Source organism: Micromonospora sp. NPDC018662 (genome assembly GCF_044391475.1).
Lineage (GTDB): Bacteria > Actinomycetota > Actinomycetes > Mycobacteriales > Micromonosporaceae > Micromonospora.
In genome coordinates, this window is the sequence record NZ_JBISAC010000001.1 from 98,890 (window position 1) to 124,133 (window position 25,244).

At 74.6% G+C, this 25,244-nt stretch carries 23 protein-coding genes; 12 read left to right on the plus strand and 11 right to left on the minus strand.

Features of this window, described 5'->3' with window-relative positions; genetic code table 11:
* The first annotated feature begins 6 nt into the window (after positions 1-6).
* Positions 7-963, plus strand: coding sequence for a zinc-binding dehydrogenase (locus tag ACH495_RS00515; protein ID WP_396855653.1), 957 nt, complete (start codon positions 7-9; stop codon positions 961-963).
* A 10-nt stretch (positions 964-973) separates the two neighbouring features.
* Here the strand turns inward: ACH495_RS00515 and ACH495_RS00520 are convergent, their stop codons facing one another.
* The 3 genes from ACH495_RS00520 to ACH495_RS00530 all read right to left on the minus strand — a co-directional run bounded on the left by ACH495_RS00520 (position 974) and on the right by ACH495_RS00530 (position 3,006).
* Positions 974-2,074 carry a T3SS (YopN, CesT) and YbjN peptide-binding chaperone 1 gene (locus tag ACH495_RS00520; protein ID WP_396855654.1) on the minus strand — a complete coding sequence of 367 codons (1,101 nt, stop codon included), beginning with the start codon at positions 2,072-2,074 and terminating at the stop codon, positions 974-976.
* Between the two features lie 78 nt (positions 2,075-2,152).
* Positions 2,153-2,410 (minus strand): DUF6457 domain-containing protein, encoded by a 258-nt coding sequence (locus tag ACH495_RS00525; protein ID WP_396855655.1) that lies wholly within the window; start codon positions 2,408-2,410, stop codon positions 2,153-2,155.
* Positions 2,407-3,006, minus strand: a complete 600-nt coding sequence (locus ACH495_RS00530; protein WP_396855656.1) for a molybdenum cofactor guanylyltransferase — start codon at positions 3,004-3,006, stop codon at positions 2,407-2,409. The genes ACH495_RS00525 and ACH495_RS00530 overlap by 4 nt, the downstream gene beginning before the upstream one ends.
* Before the next feature lie 156 nt (positions 3,007-3,162).
* Between ACH495_RS00530 and fdhD the strand changes: the two genes are divergently transcribed.
* A complete protein-coding gene (gene fdhD, locus ACH495_RS00535) occupies positions 3,163-4,017 on the plus strand; it encodes a formate dehydrogenase accessory sulfurtransferase FdhD (protein ID WP_396855657.1) in 855 nt (284 codons plus the stop codon).
* 11 nt (positions 4,018-4,028) lie between these two features.
* Here fdhD and ACH495_RS00540 read toward each other — a convergent pair whose 3' ends face one another.
* Complete coding sequence (locus ACH495_RS00540; RefSeq protein ID WP_396855658.1) at positions 4,029-5,141, minus strand: DUF4192 domain-containing protein; 1,113 nt, start codon at positions 5,139-5,141, stop codon at positions 4,029-4,031.
* A gap of 172 nt (positions 5,142-5,313) precedes the next feature.
* Between ACH495_RS00540 and ACH495_RS00545 the strand changes: the two genes are divergently transcribed.
* The 5 genes from ACH495_RS00545 (at position 5,314) to ACH495_RS00565 (ending at position 12,148) form a co-directional block, all read left to right on the plus strand.
* Positions 5,314-6,228, plus strand: coding sequence for a fructosamine kinase family protein (locus ACH495_RS00545; protein ID WP_396855659.1), 915 nt, complete (start codon positions 5,314-5,316; stop codon positions 6,226-6,228).
* Positions 6,225-7,241 carry a GTP 3',8-cyclase MoaA gene (moaA, locus tag ACH495_RS00550; RefSeq protein WP_396855660.1) on the plus strand — a complete coding sequence of 339 codons (1,017 nt, stop codon included), beginning with the start codon at positions 6,225-6,227 and terminating at the stop codon, positions 7,239-7,241. The genes ACH495_RS00545 and moaA overlap by 4 nt, the downstream gene beginning before the upstream one ends.
* Positions 7,242-7,243: 2 nt before the next feature.
* Positions 7,244-7,489, plus strand: a complete 246-nt coding sequence (locus ACH495_RS00555; RefSeq protein WP_107156430.1) for a MoaD/ThiS family protein — start codon at positions 7,244-7,246, stop codon at positions 7,487-7,489.
* 11 nt (positions 7,490-7,500) lie between these two features.
* A complete protein-coding gene (locus tag ACH495_RS00560; protein ID WP_396855661.1) occupies positions 7,501-8,871 on the plus strand; it encodes a metallophosphoesterase in 1,371 nt (456 codons plus the stop codon).
* 94 nt (positions 8,872-8,965) lie between these two features.
* Entirely contained in the window at positions 8,966-12,148 is a 3,183-nt protein-coding gene (locus tag ACH495_RS00565; protein ID WP_396855662.1) for a UvrD-helicase domain-containing protein, read from the plus strand.
* A 127-nt stretch (positions 12,149-12,275) separates the two neighbouring features.
* Here the strand turns inward: ACH495_RS00565 and ACH495_RS00570 are convergent, their stop codons facing one another.
* Positions 12,276-12,956 carry a prepilin peptidase gene (locus tag ACH495_RS00570; RefSeq protein ID WP_396855663.1) on the minus strand — a complete coding sequence of 227 codons (681 nt, stop codon included), beginning with the start codon at positions 12,954-12,956 and terminating at the stop codon, positions 12,276-12,278.
* A gap of 11 nt (positions 12,957-12,967) precedes the next feature.
* Positions 12,968-13,975, minus strand: coding sequence for an EamA family transporter (locus ACH495_RS00575; RefSeq protein WP_396855664.1), 1,008 nt, complete (start codon positions 13,973-13,975; stop codon positions 12,968-12,970).
* A gap of 84 nt (positions 13,976-14,059) precedes the next feature.
* On the opposite strand from ACH495_RS00575, the gene ACH495_RS00580 reads away from it, so the two are divergent.
* A complete protein-coding gene (locus ACH495_RS00580) occupies positions 14,060-14,944 on the plus strand; it encodes a flagellar basal body protein FliL (RefSeq protein ID WP_396855665.1) in 885 nt (294 codons plus the stop codon).
* Positions 14,945-15,067: 123 nt separating this feature from the next.
* Entirely contained in the window at positions 15,068-16,303 is a 1,236-nt protein-coding gene (locus tag ACH495_RS00585) for an AAA family ATPase (RefSeq protein ID WP_396855666.1), read from the plus strand.
* Positions 16,304-16,318: 15 nt separating this feature from the next.
* Here the strand turns inward: ACH495_RS00585 and ACH495_RS00590 are convergent, their stop codons facing one another.
* A complete protein-coding gene (locus ACH495_RS00590; RefSeq protein ID WP_396855667.1) occupies positions 16,319-16,864 on the minus strand; it encodes a GNAT family N-acetyltransferase in 546 nt (181 codons plus the stop codon).
* Positions 16,865-16,989: 125 nt separating this feature from the next.
* Here ACH495_RS00590 and ACH495_RS00595 point away from each other — a divergent pair, with 125 nt between their 5' ends.
* On the plus strand, positions 16,990-17,535 hold the full coding sequence (locus tag ACH495_RS00595) for a DoxX family protein (protein WP_396855668.1): 546 nt from the start codon (positions 16,990-16,992) through the stop codon (positions 17,533-17,535).
* A 203-nt stretch (positions 17,536-17,738) separates the two neighbouring features.
* Positions 17,739-19,175 (plus strand): glycosyltransferase 87 family protein, encoded by a 1,437-nt coding sequence (locus ACH495_RS00600; RefSeq protein WP_396855669.1) that lies wholly within the window; start codon positions 17,739-17,741, stop codon positions 19,173-19,175.
* Between the two features lie 9 nt (positions 19,176-19,184).
* Here ACH495_RS00600 and ACH495_RS00605 read toward each other — a convergent pair whose 3' ends face one another.
* Genes ACH495_RS00605 through moaC form a run of 4 tightly spaced genes read right to left on the minus strand, consistent with a single transcriptional unit; the run spans position 19,185 to position 21,865 of the window.
* Entirely contained in the window at positions 19,185-19,616 is a 432-nt protein-coding gene (locus ACH495_RS00605) for a molybdenum cofactor biosynthesis protein MoaE (protein WP_396855670.1), read from the minus strand.
* Positions 19,613-20,869, minus strand: coding sequence for a molybdopterin molybdotransferase MoeA (locus tag ACH495_RS00610; RefSeq protein ID WP_396855671.1), 1,257 nt, complete (start codon positions 20,867-20,869; stop codon positions 19,613-19,615). The genes ACH495_RS00605 and ACH495_RS00610 overlap by 4 nt, the downstream gene beginning before the upstream one ends.
* Positions 20,870-20,906: 37 nt before the next feature.
* Positions 20,907-21,377 (minus strand): molybdenum cofactor biosynthesis protein B, encoded by a 471-nt coding sequence (locus ACH495_RS00615; protein WP_396855672.1) that lies wholly within the window; start codon positions 21,375-21,377, stop codon positions 20,907-20,909.
* Positions 21,374-21,865 carry a cyclic pyranopterin monophosphate synthase MoaC gene (gene moaC, locus ACH495_RS00620; protein ID WP_396855673.1) on the minus strand — a complete coding sequence of 164 codons (492 nt, stop codon included), beginning with the start codon at positions 21,863-21,865 and terminating at the stop codon, positions 21,374-21,376. Before moaC ends, ACH495_RS00615 begins: the two co-directional genes overlap by 4 nt.
* An 872-nt stretch (positions 21,866-22,737) precedes the next feature.
* On the opposite strand from moaC, the gene ACH495_RS00625 reads away from it, so the two are divergent.
* Complete coding sequence (locus tag ACH495_RS00625) at positions 22,738-25,203, plus strand: putative bifunctional diguanylate cyclase/phosphodiesterase (protein ID WP_396856480.1); 2,466 nt, start codon at positions 22,738-22,740, stop codon at positions 25,201-25,203.
* Positions 25,204-25,244: the final 41 nt, after the last annotated feature.

Sequence of the window (25,244 nt, forward strand, 5' to 3'; positions counted from 1 at the left end):
GGCGTGATGCGTGCGGTGTGGCTGCGAGAGTTCGGCGGGCCCGAGGTGCTGGTGCCCGGCCCGGCACCCGACCCGGAGCCCGGGCCCGGCCAGGTGCTCGTCGAGGTGGCGCACGCGAACCTCACCTTCGTCGAGACGATGTTCCGGGCCACCGGGTTCGGCCCGTTCACCGGCGACCCGCCGCTGATCCCCGGCAACGGCGTCGGCGGCACGATCGGCGCGGTCGGCCCCGGAGTCGACCCGGCGCTGGTCGGCCAACTCGTCGTCACCGGCACCGGCGGCACCGGCGGGTACGCCGAACGCGTCGTGGTCGACCAGCACGCGCCCATCCCCGTACCCCCGGGGTTGCCGCTGGACGCGGCCGTGGCGCTGCTCGCCGACGGCCGGACCGCGCTGATGCTGGCCCGGGCGGCCGGGCTGCGGCCCGGCGACCGGGCGCTGGTGGAGGCCGCAGCCGGCGGCGTCGGCAGCCTGCTGGTGCAGCTCGTCGCGCGGGCCGGCGCCACAGTGGTGGCCGCCGCCGGCGGCCCCGCCAAGGTCACCCTGCTCCGCGCCGCCAACCTCGACGTGGTGGTCGACTACCGGGAGCCGGACTGGACCGACCGGGCCCGGGCCGCCGTCGGCGCGCTCGACGTGGTCTTCGACGGGGTCGGCGGCACCCTCGCCCGGGAGGCGTTCGACCTGCTCGACTGCGGTGGCCGGATGCTCAGCTTCGGGCTGGCCGCCGGCACCTGGGCGGACGTCCCGACCGACGTCGCCGCCGCCCGCGGCGTGACGCTGCGACGCCCCCGACCCCGGCCGGACGAACTGCGCGACCTCACCGAGGAAGCACTCGCCATGGCCGCCGCCGGCCAGCTCCGGCCACTGATCGCCCAGCGCTTCCCGCTGGAACGGGCCGCCGAGGCGCACGCCGCGATCGAGGGCCGGTCCACCGTCGGCAAGACGCTGCTGGACGTGCGCTGACCCGGCTCCCTCAGAGGTACATGCCGGTGCGGTGCTCCTGCGGCCGGGCCGGCTTGTCACCCTCGCCGAAGAACCGCTTGCCGCCGAACTCACCGTGCAGCCGGTCGTCCAGCTCGTCGGCGAGGCCGGTCATCACCTGCACGGCCAGCATCAGATGGGTGGCCTGGAAGTTGCGGCCGAAGACCGGGATGGACGCCCAGACCGTGTCGTCGGCGCAGTAGAGCCGGCCGATCGGCATCCGGTTGGTCAGCTCGGAGAGCTTCACGTAGAGGCGCTCCGTCGGCTCGACCTCGGTCAGCACCGGGGAGAAGACGTCGACCAGCGGCGGATTGTCGCGGACCCGCACGAAGACCATCGCCGAACCGGCCCGGATGTTGATGTCACCGTCCGAGTCCACCTGCACCTGGTCGGAGTTCGACTTCAACATCGTCGAGACGACCGTACGGACCCGCTCCTCCAGGGCCAGCACGTCGTTCTCGCCCGCCTGGGCGGCCGCCGCGGCGGCCAGCGCCTCCTCCAGGTCGGCCTCCACGTCCCGGTCCGGACCGAACTCGCTGCGGGCGGTGCCGAGCGGCTCCACCGGCAGCGGCTCACCCTCGGCGTCGTGCACCAGGTAGACCAGGAAGGCGGGATGCGGGGCACCGTAGACGTCGCGCAGGGTCCGGGAGAGCACCGCGGACAACCGGGTCGCCTCGTCGACGCCGCAGTCCAAGCCGAACTGCTCGCCGGAGCCCGCCACCACGCCGGGCGGCGACCAGCCCAGCGCCACCATGTCGGCCACCGCCGCCCGGTCCAGCCGGTAGCCCGCCGGCAGCGTGGCGTTGCCGACCGCCCGAGCCGACAGCGCGCCGTCCTCGCCGGCATCCGCGCTGACCGAGTAGACGGCATCCCCGGTGCCCGAGGCGGTCGGGTCGAGCGTGACCTCCAGGTGACCACCGGCGGGCAACCCGCGCAGCCGCTCGGCCAGCGCCCGGGCGAACTCCCGCCAGGCCTCGGTCACCTTGGCCCGCAGGTCAGCCGTGGTCGGCTCGTCGAGCAGGATCGACTCGTGCTGCTCCGGCGTACCGCCGGAAGGCTGGTCGACCGGCGCCGAGGGGTGGTCTGCCGTCATGATCGCCTCCGTCCGTTCCCGCCACCCTACCCACGGGCGGCGGGGCCGAGTCACAGCCGACCGGGATCGGACAAGCCGCTACTCCGCCGGCGTCGTCCCGTCCAGCTCCACCGGCCACGACCCCGCCAGCGCGCTGAGCCGGGCGGCCACCGCGGCCGGATTCGCGCCGCGCCCCACGGCCACCCCCAGGAGGTACGCGCTGACCGGTGCACCCGGCCGCACCACCTGATGCGCCACGTCCCGGGCCACGTCGAGCACGGCCGACACCGGCACCTCGGCCGGATCCAGCTCCAGCTCCGCGCAGGCCGCGGTGACCCAGTCGTCCAACACGGTCATGTCGTCCACTCCTCGGCCCGGCATACGTCCTCGTCAGTGTCGCAGTCGAACCAGGGTGGCGGCCCGACGCCGGACCAGGCCACCTCCCGAACCGTGGCACCGGCCAGCAGCCCCCGCACCGCCGCGCCGTCGACCGTGCCGCCGCGCTCCGCCGCCAACCGGTCCACCGCCGCGCGCAGCGCCGACAGCCGCCACACGCCGCAGAGCTGCTGCCGGCGACCGGCGTCGTCCACGTAGCAGGCCAGCCCGGCGGTCGACCCGTCGAGCGCGCGCCGCAGCTCCGTCACCGCGGCGGCGGTGAGCAGCGGCAGATCGGCAGCGAGCAGAGCGACAGTGGCCGTACCGGGTCGCAGCAGGGCCAGCCCCGCCGCGGTCGCCGCCACCGGGCCACCGCCGGGCGGCTGCTCACGGGTCACCCGCACCCCGTCGGGCACCGGGCCGGACGAGCCGACCACGATCCGCTCGTCCGCGTCGGCCACCGCGGCCAGCACCCGGTGCAGCATCGGCCGGCCGCCGACCGGGCGGGCCGGCTTGTCCACGCCGCCCATCCGTCGGGCCGCACCGCCGGCAAGCAGCACCGCCGCATACCCGGTCACCGCCTCACCCTACCCACGGCCCGCGCCACCGACCGGCCCGCGCCCGTCGCTCGGCGGTGCGGTAGATCTTGGTACGAGCTGGCCCCTGGAGGCGGACTCAACTAGTGGTTGCGACACCCCGTGCGGGTGCGGTGGGGTGCGGGAGAGGATGGCGGCATGGGACGGGCGACAGACCGGCGTGCGGTGCTGCGGATCGACCTCGGGGCGACGGGCGACCGCCGGGCTCGGGTCCGCCGGCAGGACACGCTGGCCGTGGAGGAGCCGCTGGAGATCCGGGTCGGGACGGCCGGCCCCGGCCGTCGCCGGCCGCTCGCGGTGACCATGCGCACCCCGGGCGACGACCTGGACCTGGCGATCGGCTTCCTGCTGACCGAGGGGCTGATCCGCTCGGCGGAGGACGTGCACACCGCGCAGCTCTGCGCCGGGGCGGAGACCCCCAACACCTACAACGTGGTCGACGTGGTGCTCGCCCCCGGCGTGCCGGAACCGGCCACCGACCCGGCGCGCAACTTCTACACCACCAGCTCCTGCGGGGTGTGCGGCAAGGCGAGCATCGAGTCGGTGCGTACCCGCTCGCAGTTCGCCGTGCGGGAGGACCCCGTGGAGGTCACCGCCGAGCTGCTGGCCGAGCTGCCCGACCGGCTGCGCGCCGCGCAACGCGCCTTCGACCGTACCGGCGGCCTGCACGCCGCCGGGCTCTTCACCGCCGGCGGCGAGCTGCTGACGCTCCGCGAGGACGTGGGCCGGCACAACGCCGTGGACAAGGTGATCGGCTGGGCCGCCCGGGCGGGCCGGCTGCCGTTGGCCGGTCACGTCCTGCTGGTTTCCGGGCGGGCCAGCTTCGAGCTCACCCAGAAGGCATGGATGGCCGGCGTACCGCTGCTCGCGGCGGTCTCCGCACCCAGCACGCTCGCCGCCGAACTGGCCGAGGAGGCCGGGATGACGCTTGTCGGATTCCTGCGCGGCTCGACCATGAACGTCTACACCGGGGCGCACCGCGTGCCTCGCTGACCCGCTCCGGCTCACCGGCGCGGACGGCGGCGTCGGCGGCGCAGCACCGCCGGACCGGCTGCACCCGGCCAGCCGTCCAGCTCCGACGGAGCCAGCCCCCGGCGGAGCGCGTCGTCGAGGAGCACCGCGAGGGAGTAGTCGGGGTGTGCCGCGAGCACCCGTTCCAGGGCGACGGCGGCCAGCGCGCCGTGCCCGGACCGCCAGGCTGCGAACGCGAGCAGCGTCCCGGGCGCCGCGGTCAGCTCGGGTTCGGCCCTTCGTAACACGTCGGTCCACAGGCTGATGTCGGCGTCCCGCCCATCCGTACGGGACCAGGCGTGGTCGCGCACCACGAGGTGGGTGAGGAGCACGGTCAACCAGGCCACCTCGTCGTCGTCGAGTCGCTCACCGCGCCGCTGTCGCCGGAAGGCGGCCCGCACCGCCGCCGTCCCGGCCGCGCGTACGGCCCGCGCCGCCGGAGCGTCTCCGGACCGGGTGGCGTCGGCCGGCGTCCCCCCGGCTGGCCGCCCGTCGGACGCCGTGCCCCCGGGCGAGGGACCGCCGGGCGGCTCCCCGGTGAGTACGGCCAGCCGGCGGCGGGCCCGGACGGTGGCCGAGCGCATGGCGAGCCGGACCGGACCGCCGAACGGCGACACCTGCGCGGCCAGCGCGGCGCGGTCGGGCAGGGCGACCTGACCGGCGAAGACGGCCGCCGCACTGACCCGGCTCGCGGCCGGGTCGTACGGCGTGCCCTCGGCCGGGCAGCAGGTGGGCTCCTCGCAGAGGTAGGACCACCAGCGACCGTCCGTCACCCGGAGCGCGTCGAGGACGATCAGCCCCACCTCGTCCAGCGCCTCACCGACCGCGTCCACGGTGCCGGTGACGCGGGCGGCCGGGCCGTAGCCGATGACCGTCGCAGCGTCGGCGTCCTGCCGTGCCACCACCTGCGCCAGGTGCCGCGCCGCCGGACCTGGGTCGGCACCCGGCTCGGGCAGGTCGCCTCGGGCCGCGAAGACCACCCGCCGGCCCCGGACCGCGACCACCACCACGCTGTCCTCGGGGTGGAAGCCGAGCAGGTAGGGCACGGCGGCGACGAGGTCGGCCGGGGAGCGGACGGAGAGGCGGGGACGCTCGGTGGAGTTCATGCCGGGAGCGTGCGGGGACGCCGGCCACCGCGACAGGCCCGCGCCGCGCCCTGTTGACGACACGCCGCTCATCCACAGCTACTGAACGTATCGGCCCAGGTGGACGAGGTTCGCCACCCGCCACGGTACGACAGGGCCGACGCTTGTCCCAGGTACCGGCTACCTTGCGCTCATGGACCTGGCGTACCTGCGGGCACACCCGGAGCACCTGCCGACCTTCCGGACCCACCAGCGCATCCGGGAGACGCCGGTCTCCGGCGGCGACATCTGCGCCGCGTCCCGGCTCACCCTGGACGACGGCCACTCCGTCTTCGCGAAGACCTGGCCGGAGCGGGCGACCCGGCCGGCGCCGGACGGCTTCTTCGCCACCGAGGCGGCCGGTCTGCGATGGCTGCGCGAGGCCGGCGCGGTCCCGGTGCCGGAGGTGCTGGTAGCGCTGCCGGAGCTGCTGGCGCTGGACTGGGTGGAGCCGGGGGAGCCGAGCGCGGAGGCGGCGGAGGCGTTCGGCCACGGGCTGGCCGGGCTGCACCGGGCCGGCGCGCCCGCGTTCGGCGCGGAGTGGACCGGGTTCATCGGCGCGCTGCCGCAGGACAACACACCCGACCCGGGGCCGTGGTCGGTGTGGTTCGCCCGGTGCCGGCTGCTGCCGTACCTTCGGATGTCGGTCGACAACGGCGCGCTCACCGGCGCCGCGGTGGCGCTGGTCGAGCAGGTCGTCGACCGGATCGGCGAGTGCGGCGGCGACGAGTCGCCGGCCCGGGTGCACGGCGACCTCTGGTCCGGCAACCTGCTCTGGGGCGCCGACGGCCGGGTCTGGTTGGTCGACCCGGCCGCGCACGGCGGCCACCGCGAGACCGACCTGGCGCAGCTCGCGCTCTTCGGCGGCCCGCCGCAGTTCGAGCGGATCCTGGCCGCCTACCGGGAGGCCTGGCCGTTGGCCGACGGCTGGCGCGAGCGGGTGCCCCTGCACCAACTGCACCTGCTGCTGGTGCACACCGCGCTGTTCGGGGCGGCGTACGCGGCGGCGGTGGTCTCCGCCGCCCGCGCCACGCTCGGCGGCCTCGGACGCGCTACGGTCGACAGATGACCGCCCCCCGGACGACGGCCGACGGGCTCCTCACCGACCGGTACGGTCGCGTCGCCCGGGACCTGCGGGTCTCGCTGACCGACAAGTGCAACCTGCGCTGCACCTACTGCATGCCGGCCGAGGGGCTGCCCTGGCTGGCCGGTCCGCAACTGCTCACCGACGACGAGATCGTCCGGCTGGTCGGTGTCGCGGTGCGCCGGCTCGGCGTCACCGAGGTGCGCTTCACCGGCGGCGAGCCGCTGATCCGGCCCGGCCTGCCCGGCATCGTGGCGGCCGTGGCCGCGCTGTCGCCCCGGCCACGCATCTCACTGACCACCAACGGCATCGGCCTGGCCCGCCTCGCGCCGGCGCTGCGCGCCGCCGGGCTGGACCGGGTCAACGTCTCGCTGGACACGCTGGACGAGGCCCGGTTCGCCGCGTTGACCCGCCGTGACCGGCACGCCGACGTGCTCGCCGGGTTGGCCGGCGCGGCGGCCGCCGGGCTGACCCCGGTCAAGATCAACTCGGTGCTGATGCGCGGCGTCAACGACGACGAGGCGCCAGGGCTGCTCCGGTTCGCCCTGGCGCACGGCTACGAGCTGCGGTTCATCGAGCAGATGCCGCTGGACGCCCAGCACGGCTGGGACCGGTCGACCATGGTCACCGCCGACGAGATCCTGGCCGCCCTGCGCGCCGAGTTCACGTTGCGGCCCGACCCGACCGAGCGGGGCGCCGCGCCGGCCGAGACCTGGCTGGTGGACGACGGGCCGGCCCGGGTCGGGGTGATCGCCAGCGTGACCCGGCCGTTCTGCGGCGACTGCGACCGCGCCCGGCTGACCGCCGACGGCCAGGTGCGCAACTGCCTCTTCGCCACCGACGAGTCGGACCTGCGGGCCGCGCTGCGGGCCGGGGCCGACGACGACGAGCTGGCCCGGCGCTGGCGGGCCGCGATGTGGGGCAAGCGGGCCGGGCACGGCATCGACGATCCGACCTTCCTGCAACCCGTCCGGCCGATGTCCGCGATCGGAGGTTGACGGTGGAGCTGACCGTGCGTTATTTCGCCGGCGCGCGCGCCGCGGCCGGCCGGGCCGAGGAGACCGCATCCGCCGGCCGGTCGCTGGACGAACTCCTCGACGACCTGTCCGCCCGCCACGGTGATCGACTGGCCGTGGTGCTCAAGGCGGCGAGTTTCCTGGTCGACGGCGTCGCCTGTCATGATCGTCAGGCACCGTTGCCGGCCGGGGTGACGGTGGACGTGCTGCCACCCTTCGCGGGCGGCTGAGGGAGGCCGACGTGCTGGCGATGGCGACATTCGTGGGTTTCGTCATGCTCGTCATCGGCTTGATCCACTTCTACCTGTGGCGGCGGCTGGTCCGGGACACCACCCGACCGGGGCGTGCCCGCCGGGTCGGCGCGGCGGTGGCGATCCTGCTCGCGCTGCTCGTGCCGGCGACCATGGCCGGCACGCAGAACGGCTTCTACTGGCTGGCCTGGCCGGGCTACGTGTGGCTGGCCCTGATGTTCTACCTGCTGGTGCTGCTGCTGGTGCTGGAGGTGCCGACCGCGGTGGCGCGGCTCGTCCTGCGCCGGCGGGCCCGGTCGGCAACGCCCGCGGCTCCGGCGGCCGAGCCGGCGCTGGTCGGCGCCGGCACCTCCGCCGCGGCGCCCGCCGAAGCCGGCACCTCCGCCGCGGCACCCGCCGACGCCGGCGACACGCCGCCGTCCGCCGACGCCGATGACACGCCGCCCGGCCACGCCGGTGACACGCAGTCGCCCGGGGCGACCGGCCGGCCGGCGGCCGGGGTCGCACCCGAGGCGGACCACGACCCGTCCCGCCGGCTGCTGCTCGCGCGCGGCGCGGCGATCTTCGCCGGGCTCACCGCCGCCGGTGTCACCGGGTACGGCGTCCGCACCGCAATGGGACCGCCCCGGCTGGACCGGGTCCGGATTCCGCTGGCCAAGCTGCCGCGGAGCATGGACGGGCTGCGGATCGCGACCGTCTCGGACATCCACCTCGGGCCGCTGCGCGGCCGGGCGCACACCGAACGCATCGTCGCCATGATCAACCGGCTCGACGCCGACCTGGTCGCAGTGGTCGGTGACCTGGTCGACGGCTCGGTGGCCGAGCTGGGCCGGGCGGCCGAGCCGCTGCGTGACCTGCGCTCCCGCTACGGCAGCTTCTTCGTGACCGGCAACCACGAGTACTACTCCGGCGTGGAGGAGTGGGTCCGCGAGGTCGACCGGCTCGGCCTGCGGGTGCTGCAGAACGAGCGGCAGGAGATCCGGGCCCGGGGCGGCGTGCTGGACCTGGCCGGCGTCAACGACGTGACCGCCGACGGCACCGGGCTGGCCGCGCCCGCCGACTACGCGGCCGCGCTCGGCGACCGCGACCCGAGCCGTCCCGTGGTGCTGCTGGCCCACCAGCCGGTGGCCGCGCACGAGGCGGCGAAGTTCGGCGTCGACCTCCAGCTCTCCGGGCACACCCACGGCGGCCAGATGGTGCCGTTCAACCTGGCGGTGAAGCTCCAGCAGCCGGTGGTCTCCGGGCTGGGCGAGGTGGACGGCACCAAGGTCTACGTCACCAACGGGGCCGGCTTCTGGGGGCCGCCGGTGCGGGTCGGCGCACCGCCGCAGGTGACGCTCGTCGAGCTGCGTGCCCCATAGCGGGTCGGGGGCGCGTCGTCCAGCACCGCATTGCTCAGGTCACGCGTACGCGTGGCGGCGGGCGGGTAGGCAACCGGACGTGACAGGATGCGGCGTGCCTCCGTTCAGCGCCGCACCCCCCGGTGGCCTCCCGCCCTACGTCGCGGATCTGCACATCCACTCGAAGTACTCCCGTGCGTGCAGCCGCGACCTGACCCTGCCGAACCTCGGTTGGTGGGCCCGGCGCAAGGGCATCGGGGTGCTCGGCACCGGCGACTTCACCCACCCCGCCTGGTACGACCACCTGCGCGAGACGCTGCACCCGGCCGAGCCCGGCCTCTACCGGCTGTCGCCGGAGGCGGAGCGGGACATCGCCCGGCGGCTGCCGCCCCGGTTGGCCAGCGAGGCGGAGGCGGACCCGGTCCGGTTCATGCTCAGCGTGGAGATCTCCACGATCTACAAGCGGGACGACCGGACCCGGAAGGTGCACCACCTGATCTATCTGCCGGACCTGGACGCGGTGGGCCGGTTCAACGCCGCGCTGGGCCGGATCGGCAACCTCGGCTCGGACGGCCGGCCGATCCTCGGGCTGGATTCCCGCGACCTGCTGGAGATCACGCTGGAGGCCAGCGGAGACGGCTTCCTGGTGCCGGCGCACATCTGGACGCCCTGGTTCTCCGCCCTCGGCTCGAAGTCGGGCTTCGACGCGATCGCCGACTGCTACGCCGACCTGGCCGGGCACATCTTCGCGGTGGAGACCGGGCTCTCGTCCGACCCGGAGATGAACTGGCGGGTCGGCAGCCTCGACCGCTACCAACTGGTGTCCAACTCGGATGCCCACTCGCCGCCGGCGCTGGCCCGGGAGGCCACCGTCCTGACCGCCGACCGCGACTACTTCGCGATCCGGGAGGCGCTGCGGACCGGCGACGGGCTGGCCGGCACCGTCGAGTTCTTCCCGGAAGAGGGCAAGTACCACGCCGACGGGCACCGGCTCTGCGGCGTGAACTGGTCGCCGGAACGCACCCGCGAGGCGGGCGGGCGCTGCCCGGAGTGCGGCAAGCCGCTGACCGTGGGCGTGCTCAGCCGCGTCGAGGCGCTGGCCGACCGGCCGGCGGGCCACCGGCCGGCGCACGCCCGCGAGGTGGCGCACCTGGTGCCGCTGGCCGAGATCCTGGGGGAGATCAACAAGGTCGGCGCCCGGTCGAAGAAGGTCGAGGGCAAGCTCAACGAGCTGGTCGCGGCGCTCGGCCCGGAGCTGGAGATCCTCACCCGTACCCCGGTGGAGGAGATCGGCCGGGTCGGCGGTGAGCTGCTCGCGGAGGGCATCGGCCGACTGCGGCGCGGGGAGGTCCGCCGGGTGCCGGGTTACGACGGGGAGTACGGCGTGATCACGCTCTTCGATCCGGCGGAACTGGGCGCGTCGGGCGGTGGGGCCGGGCAGGACACGCTCTTCGACGTACCCGTGCCCGCACAGCGGCGACCCGCGGAGCCGGCGCCGAAGCCGAAGGCCAAGCGACCGGCGGCGGCCCGGCCGGAGCCGAAGCGCAAGCCGCCGGCGCCACCGCTGGCGCCGGCGCCCTCCCCGCACGAGCCGTTCGAGCCGATGCTCGCCGGCATGGAGGAGGTCGGCACCGGCCTGCTGGACCGGTTGGACGCGATGCAGCGGGTGGCCGCGTCCGCGCCGGGTGGGCCGCTGCTGATCGTGGCCGGTCCCGGCACCGGGAAGACCCGGACGCTGACCCACCGGATCGCCTACCTCTGCGCGGAGCTGAACGTCTTCCCGGACCAGTGTCTGGCGATCACGTTCACCCGCCGGGCGGCCGAGGAGCTGCGGCACCGCCTGGACGCGCTGCTCGGGCCGGTCGCCGAGGACGTCACGGTGGGCACGTTCCACGCGCTCGGCCTGACCGTGCTGCGGGAGAACGCGGCGGCCGCCGGGCTCCCGGCGGACTTCCGGATCGCCGACGACGCCGACCGGGCGGCGGCCCGCGCGGAGGCCGGCGAGGACGACGAACGGTACGCGGCGCTGCTGCGCAAGCGGGACCTGGTCGACCTGGACGAGCTGCTCACGCTGCCGGTGGCGTTGCTGAAGGGCGACCGGAAGCTGGTCCGCGACTACCGCGAGCGCTGGAAGTGGATCTTCGTCGACGAGTACCAGGACGTCGACGCGGTGCAGTACGAGCTGCTGCGGCTGCTCAGCCCGGCGGACGGCAACCTGTGCGCGATCGGCGACCCGGACCAGGCGATCTACTCGTTCCGGGGCGCCGACGTGGGCTACTTCCTGCGTTTCTCGCAGGACTTCACCGATGCCCGGCTGGTCCGGCTGAACCGCAACTACCGCTCCTCCGCGCCGATCCTGGCCGCCGCCGTGCAGGCCATCGCGCCGTCGTCGCTGGTCCGGGGCCGGCGGCTCGACCCGGCCCGGCTCGACCCGGAGGCGCCGCTGGTCGGCAGGTACGCCGCGACCACGGTGGCCGACGAGGCCGACTTCGTGGCCCGCACCGTCGACGAGCTGGTCGGCGGCCTGTCCCACCGGTCGCTCGACTCGGGGCGGATCGACGGGCGGACCACCACGCTCTCCTTCTCCGACATCGCCGTGCTGTACCGCACCGACTCGCAGGCGGCACCGATCGTGGACGCGTTGACCCGGGCGAACATCCCGGTGCAGAAACGCTCGCACAACCGGCTGCGGGACCGTCCGGGCGTCGCGGCCATCGCCCGCGAGCTGCGCCACGCCGGCCTCGACGGCTCCCTGGCCGCCCGGGTACGCGAGGCCGGCCGGCTGGTGGCCGAGCGCTTCGCCGTGCCCACACTCGACGGCTCCGGCGCGGTACGCCCCGACGACGTCCGCACCGCCGTGGACCTGCTCACGCCGCTGGCCCGGCGCTGCGGCGACGACCTCGGGCTCTTCCTCAACCAGCTCGCCACCGGCGCCGAGGTGGACGCGCTCGACCCGCGCGCCGAGGCGGTCACGCTGCTCACGCTGCACGCGGCCAAGGGGTTGGAGTTCCCGGTGGTGTTCCTGGTCGGCGCCGAGGACCGCCTGCTGCCGCTGCGCTGGCCCGGCACCGAGCCGGACGACGACGCGGTGGCCGAGGAACGCCGGCTCTTCTTCGTCGGGCTCACCCGGGCGCAGGACCGGCTCTACGTGAGTCACGCCGCCCGGCGCACCCGGCACGGGGCGGAGCGGGACACTCGCCCGTCGCCGTTCCTCGACGCGATCGACCCGGCCCTGTTCGACCGGCTCGGCACGGCGGAGCCGCGCCGCCCCAAGGACCACCAGCTCCGGTTGATGTGAAAGGCGGGGCCCCTTCTTAACGCTTCCGGTAGAGGCGGGGCCCCTTCTTAACACACCTGTTAACAAGGGGCCCCGCCTAACAACGCGGGCGGGTGGGCGGGTGGGTGCGGGTGGGCAAGGGGCAGGGTCAGGTCAGCACGGCGGCGAGCCAGGCGCCGGCGAGGATCGCCGGGCCGAACGGCAGCGGCGTGTCCCGGCGGATCCGGCCGGCGGCGAGCAGGACGAGGACGGTCACCCCGCCGAGCAGGTGCGGGAGGAGCAGTCCGAGCCGGAGCGCCGGCCAGCCGAGCCAGCCCAGCGGGAACCCGAGCGCGGCGGCCAGCTTCACGTCGCCGAAGCCGAGCCGGGCGCCGGGCAGCAGCGCGAGCAGCAGGTAGCCGCCGAGGGAGAGGCCGACCCCGGCCAGGGCGGTCGTCAGGCGTGCCGGCCCGCCGGCCGCCGGCGCGGTGCCGGGCAGGCCGAGCACCGCGCCGAGCGCGACCGCGCCGACCAGCGGGTCGGGCAGTCGCAGCGCGATCAGGTCGGTCACCGCGAGCACCAGCCCGACGGCGGCGACCAGCAGCAACGCCGGCAACGCGCGCTCGTCCCCGCGCGCGGCGGCCAGCCCGCCGAACACCACGGCCCCGGCCACGGCCACAGTGGACAGGCGCGGCACGGCGCGGCCCACGCCCACGGTACGGCCGACGTCGACGGCACGGCCGACGTCGACGGCACGACCCACGCCCACGGCACGGCGGCCGATCGGCACGGCGAGCAGGCCGGCGCCCGCGCCGAGCACCGCCGTTCCCGCCACCGTCACCGTCGACACCGGCCGGGACGCTACCGGCCGGCGGGTCTCCGGGCCGTCCCGTCCCCGGCAGCCGGCGAGGTCCGGGTCGGCCGCTCGGTGCTCACCACCACCGCGACACCGGCCACGATGACCGCGCCGCCGACCAGCACCTGCGCGGTGACCGGCTCGGCGGCGAGCAGCGCGCCGAGCGCCACCGCGACCGCCGGGTTCACGTACGCGTACGTGGAGGCCAGCGAGAGCGGCGCGTGGGCGAGCAACCAGACGTACGCGGTGAAGGCGACCAGCGAGCCGGCCACCATCAGGTACGCCAGCGCCGCCCAGGACCGCGCGGTCACCTCGGCGGGGGCGAAGTCGGCCAGTTCGCCGCGGACGGCGGCGATCAGCGCGAGCGCCACCGCGCCGGCCGCCATCTCGTAGACGGTCGCCACGAACGGGTCGGCCGGCATCCGGATCCGCCCGGCCAGGTAGGAGCCGACCGACCAACTGGTCGCGGCCCCGACGACGGTCAGCGCGCCCGCCAGTGGCACCCCGTCCACACCGTCACGGGGCAGGACGAGCAGGACGAGCCCCACGAAGCCCAGCGCGACGCCGACGAACGTCCACGGGCGGGGCCGGTCCCCGCCGGCCGTGCGCAGCACCACCACCAGCAGTGGAACGGTGGCGATCAGCAGTGCGGCGACCCCGGAGGGCACCGCGTCGCCGGGCGGGCCGGACTCGGCGAGCACCACCAGCCCGTTGCCCCCGGCCAGCAGCAGCACCCCGACCAGCGCGGCCGCGCCGAGGCGACGCGGTGGCACGCGGAGCGCACCGGGCCCACGGCGGAGCCGCAGCACCAGCGCGAGCACCACGGCCGCGGCGGCGAACCGCATCGCGGCGGAGGTGAGCGGCGGCAACGACTCGACGGCGACCCGGATGCCCAGGTAGGTCGAGCCCCACAGCAGGTAGACCAGTGCCAGCGCGGTCCAGACCAGCGCGGCACGGACCGGCGGCGCCGGCGAGCCGGCGGCGTCGGTCGCACTCGTGGGGCGTGAGCTCATCGGTGGACCACGCTACGGTGACCACGGCGTCGGCGTCCCGTGTTGGTGGCCGGCCTCTCAGCACTGGCTACGCAGGAGGCGTTCATGTCGAACTTCGGACCACCGGGCGGCGGCGCACCCGAGCCGTGGGGGGGACGACGTCCCGACGACGGTTACGCCCCCGATCCGCACCACCACCCGACGCCCGGCGGGCCGCAGTACGGGCCACCCCAGCAGTACGGGCCGCCCCACGAGCAGTACGGCCCGCCCACCGAGCAGTACGGCCCGCCACCGCAGTACGGGCCGCCCGAGCAGCGCTACGAGCCGGCCCCGGAGTGGCCCGACGGTCCGGGTGCCGCACCCCGGCAGGGCTATCCGGCCGGCCCCGGCTACCCCGGCCAGGTGCCCTACCCGGGCGGGCAACAGCCCTACGCCGGCGGACCGTCGCCGTACGCCGCGCAGCAGCAGCCCTACGCCGGCGGGCAACCGCCGTACGGCGCCGGCCCGTCGCCCTACGACGAGCCGACGCCGCCCAAGCGGAAGCGGGGCCCGCTGCTGGTGGTGGTGATCGTGCTGGCGGTGCTGCTGCTCGGGGGCGCCGGGGCGTACTGGCTGCTCGGCCGGGACGGGGAGAGCCCGACGGCCGGGACGACGGCCACCACCGCGCCGGCCCCGGAGCCGACCGCGGCGGCGCCGAGCGACCCGGCGGAGGCCACGCCCACCACGGCGGCCCCGGCCTCCTCGACCGACCCGCGTTTCGTCAAGGCGGGTCAGTGCGTCGCCAACCAGGGCGGCGGTGCCCAGCCGAAGCTGGTGATCGCCGACTGCGCCCCGAAGACCTACGAGGTGCTGCGCCGGATCGACGGCGCGACCAGCGGCAAGAAGGACGCCGAGGCCAAGTGCGGCAAGGTGACCGGCTACACCGACTGGTACTTCTTCGACAGTGAGCTGGACACGCTCGACTTCGTGCTCTGCCTGAAGCGTCGATAGCCGAATCTAGGGCTGTCTGGCATGGACGCTAGACAGGCCTAGATTCTGCTCGAGGCCGACACGCGGTAGCCGCCTCTACGCACGTCTAGCCTGGTCGCTAGACGACCGGATACTGTGCGATCCGTGGATCCGGTCCGCAACCCGTACGCCCCGGGCGCCGGTCAGCGCCCGCCCGAACTCGCCGGGCGGGGGCGGGAGCTGGACGTCTTCGACGTGGTGCTGGAACGCATCGCCCGGGGCCGGCCGGAACGCAGCCTGATGCTCACCGGGCTGCGCGGGGTGGGCAAGACGGTCCTGCTCAACACGCTCCGGTCGGAGGCGATCAACCACCTCTGGGGCACCGGCAAGATCGAGGCCCGGCCGGACCAGTCGTTGCGCCGGCCGATCGCCGCCGCGCTGCACATGGCGGTTCGCGAGCTGGCCCCCCGGCACCGCGCGCCGGACCGCATCGACGGCTTCCTCGGCGTGCTCAAGGCGTTCGCGCAACGGTCCGCGCCGGCCGGGCGGGGTGGTGCGGCGCCGAAGCTGCGCGACCGGTGGCAGCCGGGCATCGACGTGCCGGCCAGCAGTGGCCGGGCCGACTCCGGCGACATCGAGATCGACCTGGTCGAGCTGCTCAGCGACGCGGCGGCGGTCGCCACCGACGTGGGCACCGGCATCGCGATCTTCATCGACGAGATGCAGGACGTGGGCGCCGAGGACGTCTCCGCGCTCTGCGCCGCCTGTCACGAGCTGTCCCAGCTCGGCGCGCCGCTCATCGTGGTGGGCGCCGGGCTGCCGCACCTCCCGGCCGTGCTCAGCGCCGCCAAGTCGTACTCCGAACGGCTCTACCGCTACCAACGGATCGACCGGCTGGACCGGATCGCCGCCGACCAGGCACTCTGCGCGCCGGCCGAGCGGGAGGAGGTCGAGTACGAGCAGAAGGCCCTCGACCTGCTCTACGAACAGTCCGGGGGCTACCCCTACTTCGTCCAGGCGTACGGCAAGGCGACCTGGGACCACGCGCCCCGCTCGCCGATCACCGCCGCGGACGTCCGGGTCGCCGCGCCCGAGGCGGAGGCGGAACTGGCGGTGGGCTTCTTCGGCTCCCGGTTCGAGCGGGCCACCCCGGCCGAACGGGAGTACATGCGCGCCATGGCCACGCTGGCGCTGGTGGACGGCGAGGACGGCGGCCGGGACGACATGGACGCCGCGGTGCCGACCGCGGAGATCGCGCGGGCGCTCGGCCGCAAACCGGCCAGCCTCTCCCCGGCCCGGGACGCGCTGATCAAGAAGGGCCTGATCTACTCCGGCGAGCGGGGGACGGTCGCGTTCACCGTCCCGCACTTCGGCCGCTACCTGCGCACCCAGCCGGCCTGACCGGCGGGTGAGCGGTCAGACCCGCGACCAGGGCGGTGGGAAGACCACCTCGCCGGCCGGGGGCGGCGGCTCGTCGCCGGTGGACGGCGGCAGCACCAGCGCCTGCCACGGCTCCCCCAGGCCGGACCACGGGCTGGTCAGCCCCAACCGATCCGCCGGGCCGAAGCCGAACCGCCGGTAGTACGCCGGGTCACCGAGCACCACCACCAGCCGTTCGCCCAGCTCCGTGGCGGCGTCGAGCGCCGCCTGCACCACCGCCGTGCCGTGCCCGACCCGCTGCCGGTGCGGGGCCACCGCCACCGGGCCGAGCGCCAACGCCGGCCACGCGCCGCCGTCGGTGCGGACCCGCACGCGGGTGAGCAGCGCGAAGCCCACCACCTCGCCGCCGTACTCGGCGACCATGGCCAGCTCCGGGATCCACGCGGCGCTGTGCCGCAACTCCTCGACCAGGCCGACCTCGGGCGGGATGGCCACGTCGGGCCGGGCGAACGCGGCGGCGAGCACCCGGGCCACCGGCGCTTCGTCGGCCGGGTCCTCCGGGCGCAGTCGCAGCGTCGTCACCCGCGCGACCTTACCGAACGCAACCGGTCCATCCGCGACGGTCGCTGAAATCGATACCGGACGGACGTCGATACCTTTCGTGTGTTGCGGGGGTGACCGGGCCCGCGACGGGGTAAGACTGAAGCATGAAGCCCGTGCGCTCCCTCGCCCGAGTCATGTTGAGCGGCATCTTCGTGGTCAGCGGCGCCCGCAACCTGCGCAACGCGGCCCGGCTGGTGCCCGCCGCCAAGCCGGTCACCGACCGGGTCACCCCGCTGATCCAGAACCTGCACCCGCGCATCCCGACCGACACGGAGACGCTGATCCGGGCCAACGCCGCCACCCAACTGGTCGGCGGCCTGATGCTGGCCACCGGCCGGTTCACCCGCCCGGCCGCGCTCGTCCTCGCCGGCACGCTGCTGCCGACGACCGCCGCCGGCCATCCCTTCTGGAACAACGACGACCCGGCCGCGCGCAACAACAACCAGATCCACTTCCTGAAGAACGTCGGACTGCTCGGCGGGCTCCTCCTCGCCGCCGCCGACACCGAGGGCAAGCCGGGGCTGCGCTGGCGTGCCGGCCACCGGATCGACCACTCGCGCCGGTCGGTCAAGCGCGCGGTCCGCACTGCCCGCCGGGAGGCGAAGATCGCCGTACGCTCCGCCGCGACCGCCCGCCGGATACCCGGCTGACCTGCACCCCCACGGCCCCCACCCCCGCAAGGCCACCAATCACCTGAACCGTCCGACACCCGTTAACGCGGTGGAAATGTCGCAAACACGTGTGGGATCGGACACGGTCGCGTAACGCGGGAGGCAACATCGTGAGGCACCGTTCTAGGCTCCGTTCTGGACCTGGACGGGCACGACGACCTTGGTACGGGGGTGGCCACGCCATGCCGACGACAGTCGGTAGACGGACCAACCGCCTCCCGCAGGCCCCTCGCGTCGTCCTCGGCGTCGACCAGCGGATCGTGGTACGCATCGGCATCGTGGCCGCCGTGTCCTACGCGGCCTGGCTCGCCATCGGCGCCTTCGGCCGGCCGTACAACTTCTTCGACATGAAGATCTACCACGGCGCGGTGCTGTGGTGGGCCAACGGCAACGAGCTGTACGACTTCGTCGCCCCCTCGACGACCCTCGGTTTCACCTATCCACCCTTCGCCGGCCTGGTCATGCTGCCGATGTCCTGGCTGCCGGTGGACGCCGCCGGGTTCGTCAACGCGCTGGCCAGCATCGCCGCGCTCGCGGTCGTGCTGGCGGCGTTGCTACGTCCCATCGTGGACCGGCTCGGCTGGTCGCTCTGGTTCACCGTCGGCATCGCCACCCCGCTCGCCGTGGCCATCGAGCCGTCCCGCGAGACGCTCGGCTACGGCCAGGTCAACCTGCTGCTCTTCGCGCTGATCATGGCGGACCTGGTGGGCCTGCGATGGCGGGCCAAGCGGGGCACCCACCACGAGACCGCCGAGTCGCCGCTGGCCCGCTTCCTCTACAGCGGCGCCTGGGCCGGCGTCGGCATCGGGCTCGCCACCGCCGTCAAGCTCACCCCGGCGCTGTTCATCGGCTACCTGATGCTCACCCGTCAGTGGCGGGCCGCCTGGATCGCGGTCGCCACCACGGTCGGGGTGACGCTCGCGACGTTCGGTGCGGTCGGTGAGGAGTCCCGCGCGTACTTCACCACCGTGCTGTGGCAGACCGAGCGGGTCGGCGCGGCCGACATGACCGCCAACCAGTCCCTCGCCGGCCTGCTGGCACGCCTCTACGACTCGATCGAGACGCCCGGGCTGCTCTGGCTCGCGTTCTCGGTGCTGGTGCTGGCGCTGGGCCTGTCCCGGGCGCTCAGCGCCCGCGCCGACGGCGACGAGCTGACCGCGTTCACGCTGGTCGGGCTCACCGCCAACGTGATCAGCCCGATCTCCTGGTCGCACCACCTGGTCTGGGTCATCCCGGCGATCGTGGTGCTGGCCGACGCCGCGGTACGCCGCCGCGAGGCCAGCCGAGGGCTGCCGCTGCGGACCAGCGGGCCGGCCACGGCGAACGGCGTGCCCACGTTGCGCCCGCCGATCTGGTACCCGACGCTGACCGGGTTCCGGCACGCGGCCGGCGCGCTCGGGCTCTATCTCCTCTTCCTGATCTCACCGATCTGGCCGTACGAGCACCAGCTCCCCGAGGTGTCCCACTACCAGGACGGCCTGTTCGGCGCACTGATGGAGAACTCCCTGGCCATCGCGCTGATCGTGCTGGTCGCGGCGTTGCCGTGGCGCCCCGGTGCCGAGCCGGCGTTCTACCACGACCGGCTGGGCCGCGCGGCCCAGCTCACCGCCCGACGCTGAGCGCCCGGCTCAGGGGCAGTTCACCCACTCCTCGGTGCCGTCGTCGAAGACCTGCCGCTTCCAGATCGGCAGCCGCGCCTTCACCTCGTCGACCAGCCGGGCACATGCCGCGAACGCCGCCGCCCGGTGCGCGGTGCTGACGGCCGCGACCAGCGCCACGTCACCGATCTCCAGCGGGCCGATCCGGTGCGAGACCGCCACCGCGTGCACCGCCGGGTCGGCGCCGATCTCGGCCGCCACCTCGCGCAGCACCGCCTGGGCGGTGGGATGGCCCTCGTACTCCAGCCGGGTGACCGCCCGCCCGTGGTCGTGGTCGCGGACCACGCCCTGGAACGAGACCACCGCGCCGGCCCGGCGGTCGGCGACCGCCGCCTCGTGCGCGGCCAGGTCGAGCGGCTGGTCCGTCACCGCGCCCAGCACCACCCGCGTCTCCACAGTCATGAGCGTTCTCCGGGGGTCAGGGGCAGCGGCACGAGCGGGACCCGGTCACCGGCCGCGCCGCTGGTGCCGGGCCGGATCACCGCGAAGCCGTCCGCGCCGGCCAGCCCGCGCAGCATGGCCGAGCCGACGTGCCGCACCGGGTGCGCGGTGCCGGCCACCCGGTCCCAGCGGGCCAGCGCCAGGTGGGTGTGATCGCCACGCCCGGGCACCGGCTCGGCCAGGGTGACCTGCGGCAGCACCGGCATCGGCCGGCCGGTGAGGCCGGCGAGCAGGGGCGCGACGAGCGAGACCAGGGCCACCACCGCGGACTGCGGGTTCCCCGGCAGGCCGGCCACGAAGCGCACCCGGCCGTCGTCGTCGACCAGCCGGGCGAGCAGCATCGGGAAGCCGGGGCGCACCGCAACGGTGTTGACCACGTAGTCGGCGCCGAGCGCCTCCAGCGTCGGGTGCAGGTGGTCGACCGGGCCGTGCATGGTGCCGCCGGTGGTGCAGACCAGGTCGGCGGTGGCGAGCGCGCCGCGCAGCGCCGCGACGTGCGCGGGCAGCGTGTCGGCGACCGGCCCGACCACGTCGCCGCCGCGCACCTGGCAGCCGTAGCGGCGCAGCCAGGCGGGCACCGACGGACCGAGCGCGTCGCGCACCCGGCCGGCCCCCGGCGGGCCGGAGGTGAGCAGCTCGTCGCCGAAGACCAGCAGCGCGGCCCGGGGCGAACGGCGGACCCGCAGCGTGTCGTGCCCGCAGGAGGCGGCCAGGCCGATCACCGCCGGGTCCACCGGCGTGCCGGCGGGCAACAGCTCCTCCCCGAGGGACGCCTCCTCGCCCGGCTCGCGCCACTCCGGCTGCGGCCGGGGCGTGCCGGTCACCCGACCGTCCACCGTCCGGGTCGAGTCCTCGATCCGCAGGATCGCTGTGGTGCCCGCCGGCACCATCGCGCCGGTGGCGATCTCCACGGTGGTGCCGTCCGCGTCCAGCGGGGACGCGGTGTGCCCGGCGAGGAGTCGGCCCACCACCCGCCACGGCCCCGACCCGCGTACCGCCCAGCCGTCGACGCTGGAGGTGGGGAACGCCGGCAGGTCGGTGCGGGTGGTCAGCGGCTCGGCCAGGGTGTGCCCGTCGGTGTCGGCCAGCGGGCGGGCCACCGTGGGGAGCGCGGCGGAGAGCCCGACCGCGTACACCCGGGAGCGGGCCTCCTCCCACCCGGCCGGCGGGGGCGTGCCCACCTCGGCCACGGCGGCTTCGGTTTCCGTGCTCATCCGGCGAGCCTAGCGTCGGCGCGCACGGCCCGCGGGCTCAGTGGTCACCGCCGCGCAGCTGGTCGACCGCGTGCCGCAGGATCGGCCCGAGCACGGCCAGGCCGTCCCGCGCGCCGCCACGCGAGCCGGGCAGGTTCACCACCAGCATGCGGCCGGCGACGCCGGCCCGCCCCCGGGACAACGCGGCCGTGGGCACCGCCTCGCGGCTGTGCGCGCGGATCGCCTCGGCGATGCCGGGGATCTCGTAGTCGAGCAGCGCGCCGGTCACCTCGGGCGTGCGATCGGTCGGGGTGATGCCGGTGCCGCCGCTGGTCAGGACCACGTCGACGCCCTCGTCGCGGGCGGCACGCAGCGCGTCGCCGACCGGTTCGCCGTCGGGCACCACCACCGGCGCGTCGACCGTGCAGCCCAGCTCCCGCAGGCCGGCCACGAGCAGCGGGCCGCTGGTGTCCGCGTAGACCCCGGCGGCCGCCCGGTTCGAGGCCACTATCACCCGGGCCCGGATCACGGCCGGTCCTCCGGCCGGAGCCACTCGCCGGTCTTGCCGCCGGATTTGCGAAGCACCCGGACGGCGTCCACCGACGCGGCCGGGTCGACCGCCTTCACCATGTCGACCAGGGCGAGCCCGGCGACCGCCACCGCGGTGAGCGCCTCCATCTCGACCCCGGTGCGGTCGGCCGTCCGCGCGGTGGCGGTGATCTCCACGGTGTCGGCGGTGAGGCGCAGGTCGACGGTGACGCCGTGCAGGGCGATCGGGTGGCAGAGCGGGATCAGGTCGGGGGTCCGCTTGGCCCCCATGATCCCGGCGAGCCGCCCGACCGCGAGCGCGTCGCCCTTGGGCAGGCCGTCGCGGCGTAGCAGCTCCACCACCTCGACGGTGGTGCGGAGCCGGCCGGCGGCGACCGCGAGCCGGCCCGAGACCGGCTTGGCGGAGACGTCGACCATCCGGGCGGCGCCGGCCGAGTCGACGTGGGTGAGCTGGGCGGGTTCGGTCACCGACCGACCCTATCCGCCGGGTACGACGGCCCACGTCCCATGCCGTCGGTGGGGAAGCAACGTCGCGACGATCGCCGCCGATCAGACCCTCGGCGGCGGCGAGACGGTAACCGCCCGATTCGCGGACGACACCAACTGCTGCTTGGGCGTTCCCAGCGGAAGGTCGCCTTTCCCGGCGTACCGCCGGCCTCCGACAACTCGGATTTCCACGCTGCTGTTCCAGCCCTAGTTGGCACCCGCCCAAGTCGAAACGCCAGCTTCATCCACGTGCCACGAAAGCGTTGTCCCACTGGCCTTTTGGAGCGCGTGCCGGCGACCTGAGATGTCCGGCCGATTGGCGAAGTCACCCGAAGCACGGTTGTAATGTTTCTCGCCCGAGACGACGCTACAGGCATCGGGTCACCTCGAAGCATTGCGGATGGCCCTGAGCGACCACGCGGGTACACAAGGGAGACGGTCGGCTCCGCTCCGCATACAACTTGTGGACAGAACGTCATTTAGGCGGCGAGAGTTGCTTATATTGCGCATACCGACATAAATCTTTCCTTATCGCTCACTCCTCCCTCTAACCTTCCCTTCGGTCGGCAGGGCGCGGATAGCCCGCACAAGCGATATCCGCGGAGGGTCGTGACAATGCGCCACGCCGATTGAGAGCGACTACTCCAGTCGACGGCGATTACGACCCGACGAGGCGTTCGAGGAGGGATGAACAATGCGCAGCACCGAATGGGGATGAGGTTTACCGAGCAGGAGCGAAGCGGTAGGCTGCCGCTCATCGCATACCGACGGTGAGCGGCGGGTGACTCGCGTTGAGCCGAACGACGGACGGCCGAGCGGCAGTCGACCCAGCCCTGCGTGGGCTCGTCTACACGTTGGTGGTCGGGGCGTCGCTCGTCGCGCTCGCCGCGATCGTCTCCGCCCGTCGGCAACACCCTGAGTCCGTACGCGATTTCGTCACCGTCGCGGCCCTCGTGCTGACCGTCACGTTGGCCACCGTCATCAAGACCCGCTTACGCATCCGATCCACCACCTTCTACTTCGCCTGGGTGGAAACGGCGATCGTCATCGGCCTCGCCGTCGCTCCGTCCTCCTGGGTCGTCCTGGCCACCGGCCTCGGAGTGGCCTGTGGATCGGTCACCCGCCTGGCACCCATCAAGGTGGCGTTCGCCATCGCGAAGCACACCTTGGTGGCCGGAGGCGCCGCGATGGCCACTCTGCTGCTCGGAGGCGCCTGGCCCCCTCGCGAGCCGCTCGGCATCGTCATACTGCTGGGATTCGTCTATCTGGTGGCTGCGGTCCTGGACGACGTGCTCGCGATCCCGGTCATCGCGCTCGCCTCCCGTACGCCGGTCCTCCGGCAGTTCCGGGACGACCTCGACCTGCGGATCGCCGGCTTCGGGCTGCGATTCCTGGTTGCCGTCTCCACCGTGCTCATCCTGCGGATCGATCCACGGCTGCTGCTCGCCGTGCCGCCGCTGGTGCTCAGCCTGCACCTCGCCTACTCCACCCGAATCCGCACCCGGACCGAGCAACAGGCCTGGCAGCGGCTCGCCCGCACCACCGACGCGCTCAACGTGGTCGACCTCGACCAGGTGCTGATCACCGCCGTCACCGAGGCCGCCGAACTCTTCTCCGCCGACGAGGTCGAGATCGAGCTGCGCGAGGGACGACGCACCGTCCGCGGCGGCGCGGCCGGAATCACGTACGACGGGATCTCGCCACAGCCCAGCGACACGGCCGGCCGGGTCATGCCGATCACGCTGGAAGGACACGATCGAGCCGAGAACACCGGCGAGTTGCGGCTCCGCTTCGCCGGGCCGGTCGAGCTCTCCGAGCGGGAGCAGTACACCCTCCGTACCTTCGCCTCCGCCCTGTGCACCGCGGTCCGCAACGCCCAGGCGTACGCCGAACTGGCCCGCATCGCCGCCGACCACGCCTACGCCGCCACCCACGACGCGCTCACCGGCCTGTCCAACCGCCGGCACCTGCTGGACGAGGGCACCGCCCACCTCACCACCCGGCACGCCGACGGCGTCACCGCCCTGGTGCTGATCGACCTCAACCACTTCAAGGAGGTCAACGACACGCTCGGGCACGGCGCCGGCGACCGGGTGCTGATCCAGGTCGCCGACCGGCTACGCGGCGCAGCCCGCGCCGACGACCTGGTCGCCCGGCTCGGCGGCGACGAGTTCGCCGTGCTGCTGCGCGGCCTGCCCGCCCCGGCGGTCGCCGCGCACCGCGCCGAAGCCCTGCTCGCCGCGCTGCACGACCCGCTCGACCTCGACGGCATGCGGATCAGCGTGGAAGCCAGCGGCGGCATCGCCGTCGCCCCCACCACCGGTGGGATGCCCGAGCTGCTGCGCCGCGCCGACGTGGCGATGTACCAGGCCAAGCGCGCCGGCCAGCGCGTCGCCACGTACGCGGCGGCCCGCGACACCGCCGACCTGAACCGGCTCACGCTCGGCGGGGACCTGCCCCGGGCCGTCGCCGACCACGAGTTCACCGTCAACTTCCAACCCATCGTCGACCTGGGCAGCGGTCAGGTCACCGGCGCCGAGGCGCTGGCCCGCTGGCACCATCCCACCCACGGCCTGATCGACCCGCTGCGCTTCCTGGAGGCGGTGGAACGCTCCGGGCTGCTGCCCGCGTTCGCCGAGGCCATCCTCGACCAGGCGCTGATCGCGGCCGGCTCGTGGCACGACGCCGGCTTCGACCTGCCCGTCTCGGTGAACGTGTCGCCCCGCAGCCTCCTCGACGCCCGCTTCCCCGGCGCCGTGCTGGCCCGGCTGCGCGCCCACGACCTCCCACCCGACCGGCTCGTCCTGGAACTCACCGAGACACTCACCCTCAGCCAGCTCGACGTGGTCGACCGGGTGCTCAGCCGGCTCCGCGACTCCGGCGTCCGGCTGGCCCTCGACGACTTCGGCACCGGCTACTCGTCGCTCTCCCTGCTCTCCCGCATCCCGGTCCACGAACTCAAGATCGACCGCAGCTTCGTCACCGCCATGGAGACCGCGCCCGAGGCCGCCGCCGTGATCCGCTCCACCCTCGACCTGGGTCGCAGCCTCGACCTCGCCGTGGTCGCCGAGGGCGTGGAGAGCGAACCGCAGCGCCGCACGCTCTGGGAGCTGGGCTGCGTGGCCGGGCAGGGCCACCTGTTCGCCCGGCCACTGCCGGCCGGCGCGCTGCTCGCCGCCCTTCAGCGCGGCGCCGGCGGCCGGCCCGGCGCGCTCGCCGCACCGCTGCACGACGCCGGCGCCGTCATCCGGCTCCCCGGCCGCCGCGCCGCCGGCACCCGAACCCGACCGGCCCCCGCCACCGACGTCCGGCACCCCTGACGGACCGGCCCGACCGGGCCGGACCGCACCCCCGGTCTGCC

Excerpts from the sequence above, each read along its gene's own strand:
- ACH495_RS00545 (WP_396855659.1), top strand. The coding sequence starts at position 5,314 with ATGGACCTGGCGTACCTGCGGGCACACCCGGAGCACCTGCCGACCTTC.
- ACH495_RS00605 (WP_396855670.1), bottom strand. The coding sequence starts at position 19,616 with ATGACTGTGGAGACGCGGGTGGTGCTGGGCGCGGTGACGGACCAGCCG.
- ACH495_RS00520 (WP_396855654.1), bottom strand. The coding sequence starts at position 2,074 with ATGACGGCAGACCACCCCTCGGCGCCGGTCGACCAGCCTTCCGGCGGT.
- fdhD (WP_396855657.1), top strand. The coding sequence starts at position 3,163 with ATGGGACGGGCGACAGACCGGCGTGCGGTGCTGCGGATCGACCTCGGG.
- ACH495_RS00525 (WP_396855655.1), bottom strand. The coding sequence starts at position 2,410 with ATGACCGTGTTGGACGACTGGGTCACCGCGGCCTGCGCGGAGCTGGAG.
- ACH495_RS00595 (WP_396855668.1), top strand. The coding sequence starts at position 16,990 with ATGAAGCCCGTGCGCTCCCTCGCCCGAGTCATGTTGAGCGGCATCTTC.
- ACH495_RS00575 (WP_396855664.1), bottom strand. The coding sequence starts at position 13,975 with ATGAGCTCACGCCCCACGAGTGCGACCGACGCCGCCGGCTCGCCGGCG.
- moaA (WP_396855660.1), top strand. The coding sequence starts at position 6,225 with ATGACCGCCCCCCGGACGACGGCCGACGGGCTCCTCACCGACCGGTAC.
- ACH495_RS00600 (WP_396855669.1), top strand. The coding sequence starts at position 17,739 with ATGCCGACGACAGTCGGTAGACGGACCAACCGCCTCCCGCAGGCCCCT.
- ACH495_RS00580 (WP_396855665.1), top strand. The coding sequence starts at position 14,060 with ATGTCGAACTTCGGACCACCGGGCGGCGGCGCACCCGAGCCGTGGGGG.
- ACH495_RS00540 (WP_396855658.1), bottom strand. The coding sequence starts at position 5,141 with ATGAACTCCACCGAGCGTCCCCGCCTCTCCGTCCGCTCCCCGGCCGAC.
- ACH495_RS00515 (WP_396855653.1), top strand. The coding sequence starts at position 7 with ATGCGTGCGGTGTGGCTGCGAGAGTTCGGCGGGCCCGAGGTGCTGGTG.
- ACH495_RS00610 (WP_396855671.1), bottom strand. The coding sequence starts at position 20,869 with ATGAGCACGGAAACCGAAGCCGCCGTGGCCGAGGTGGGCACGCCCCCG.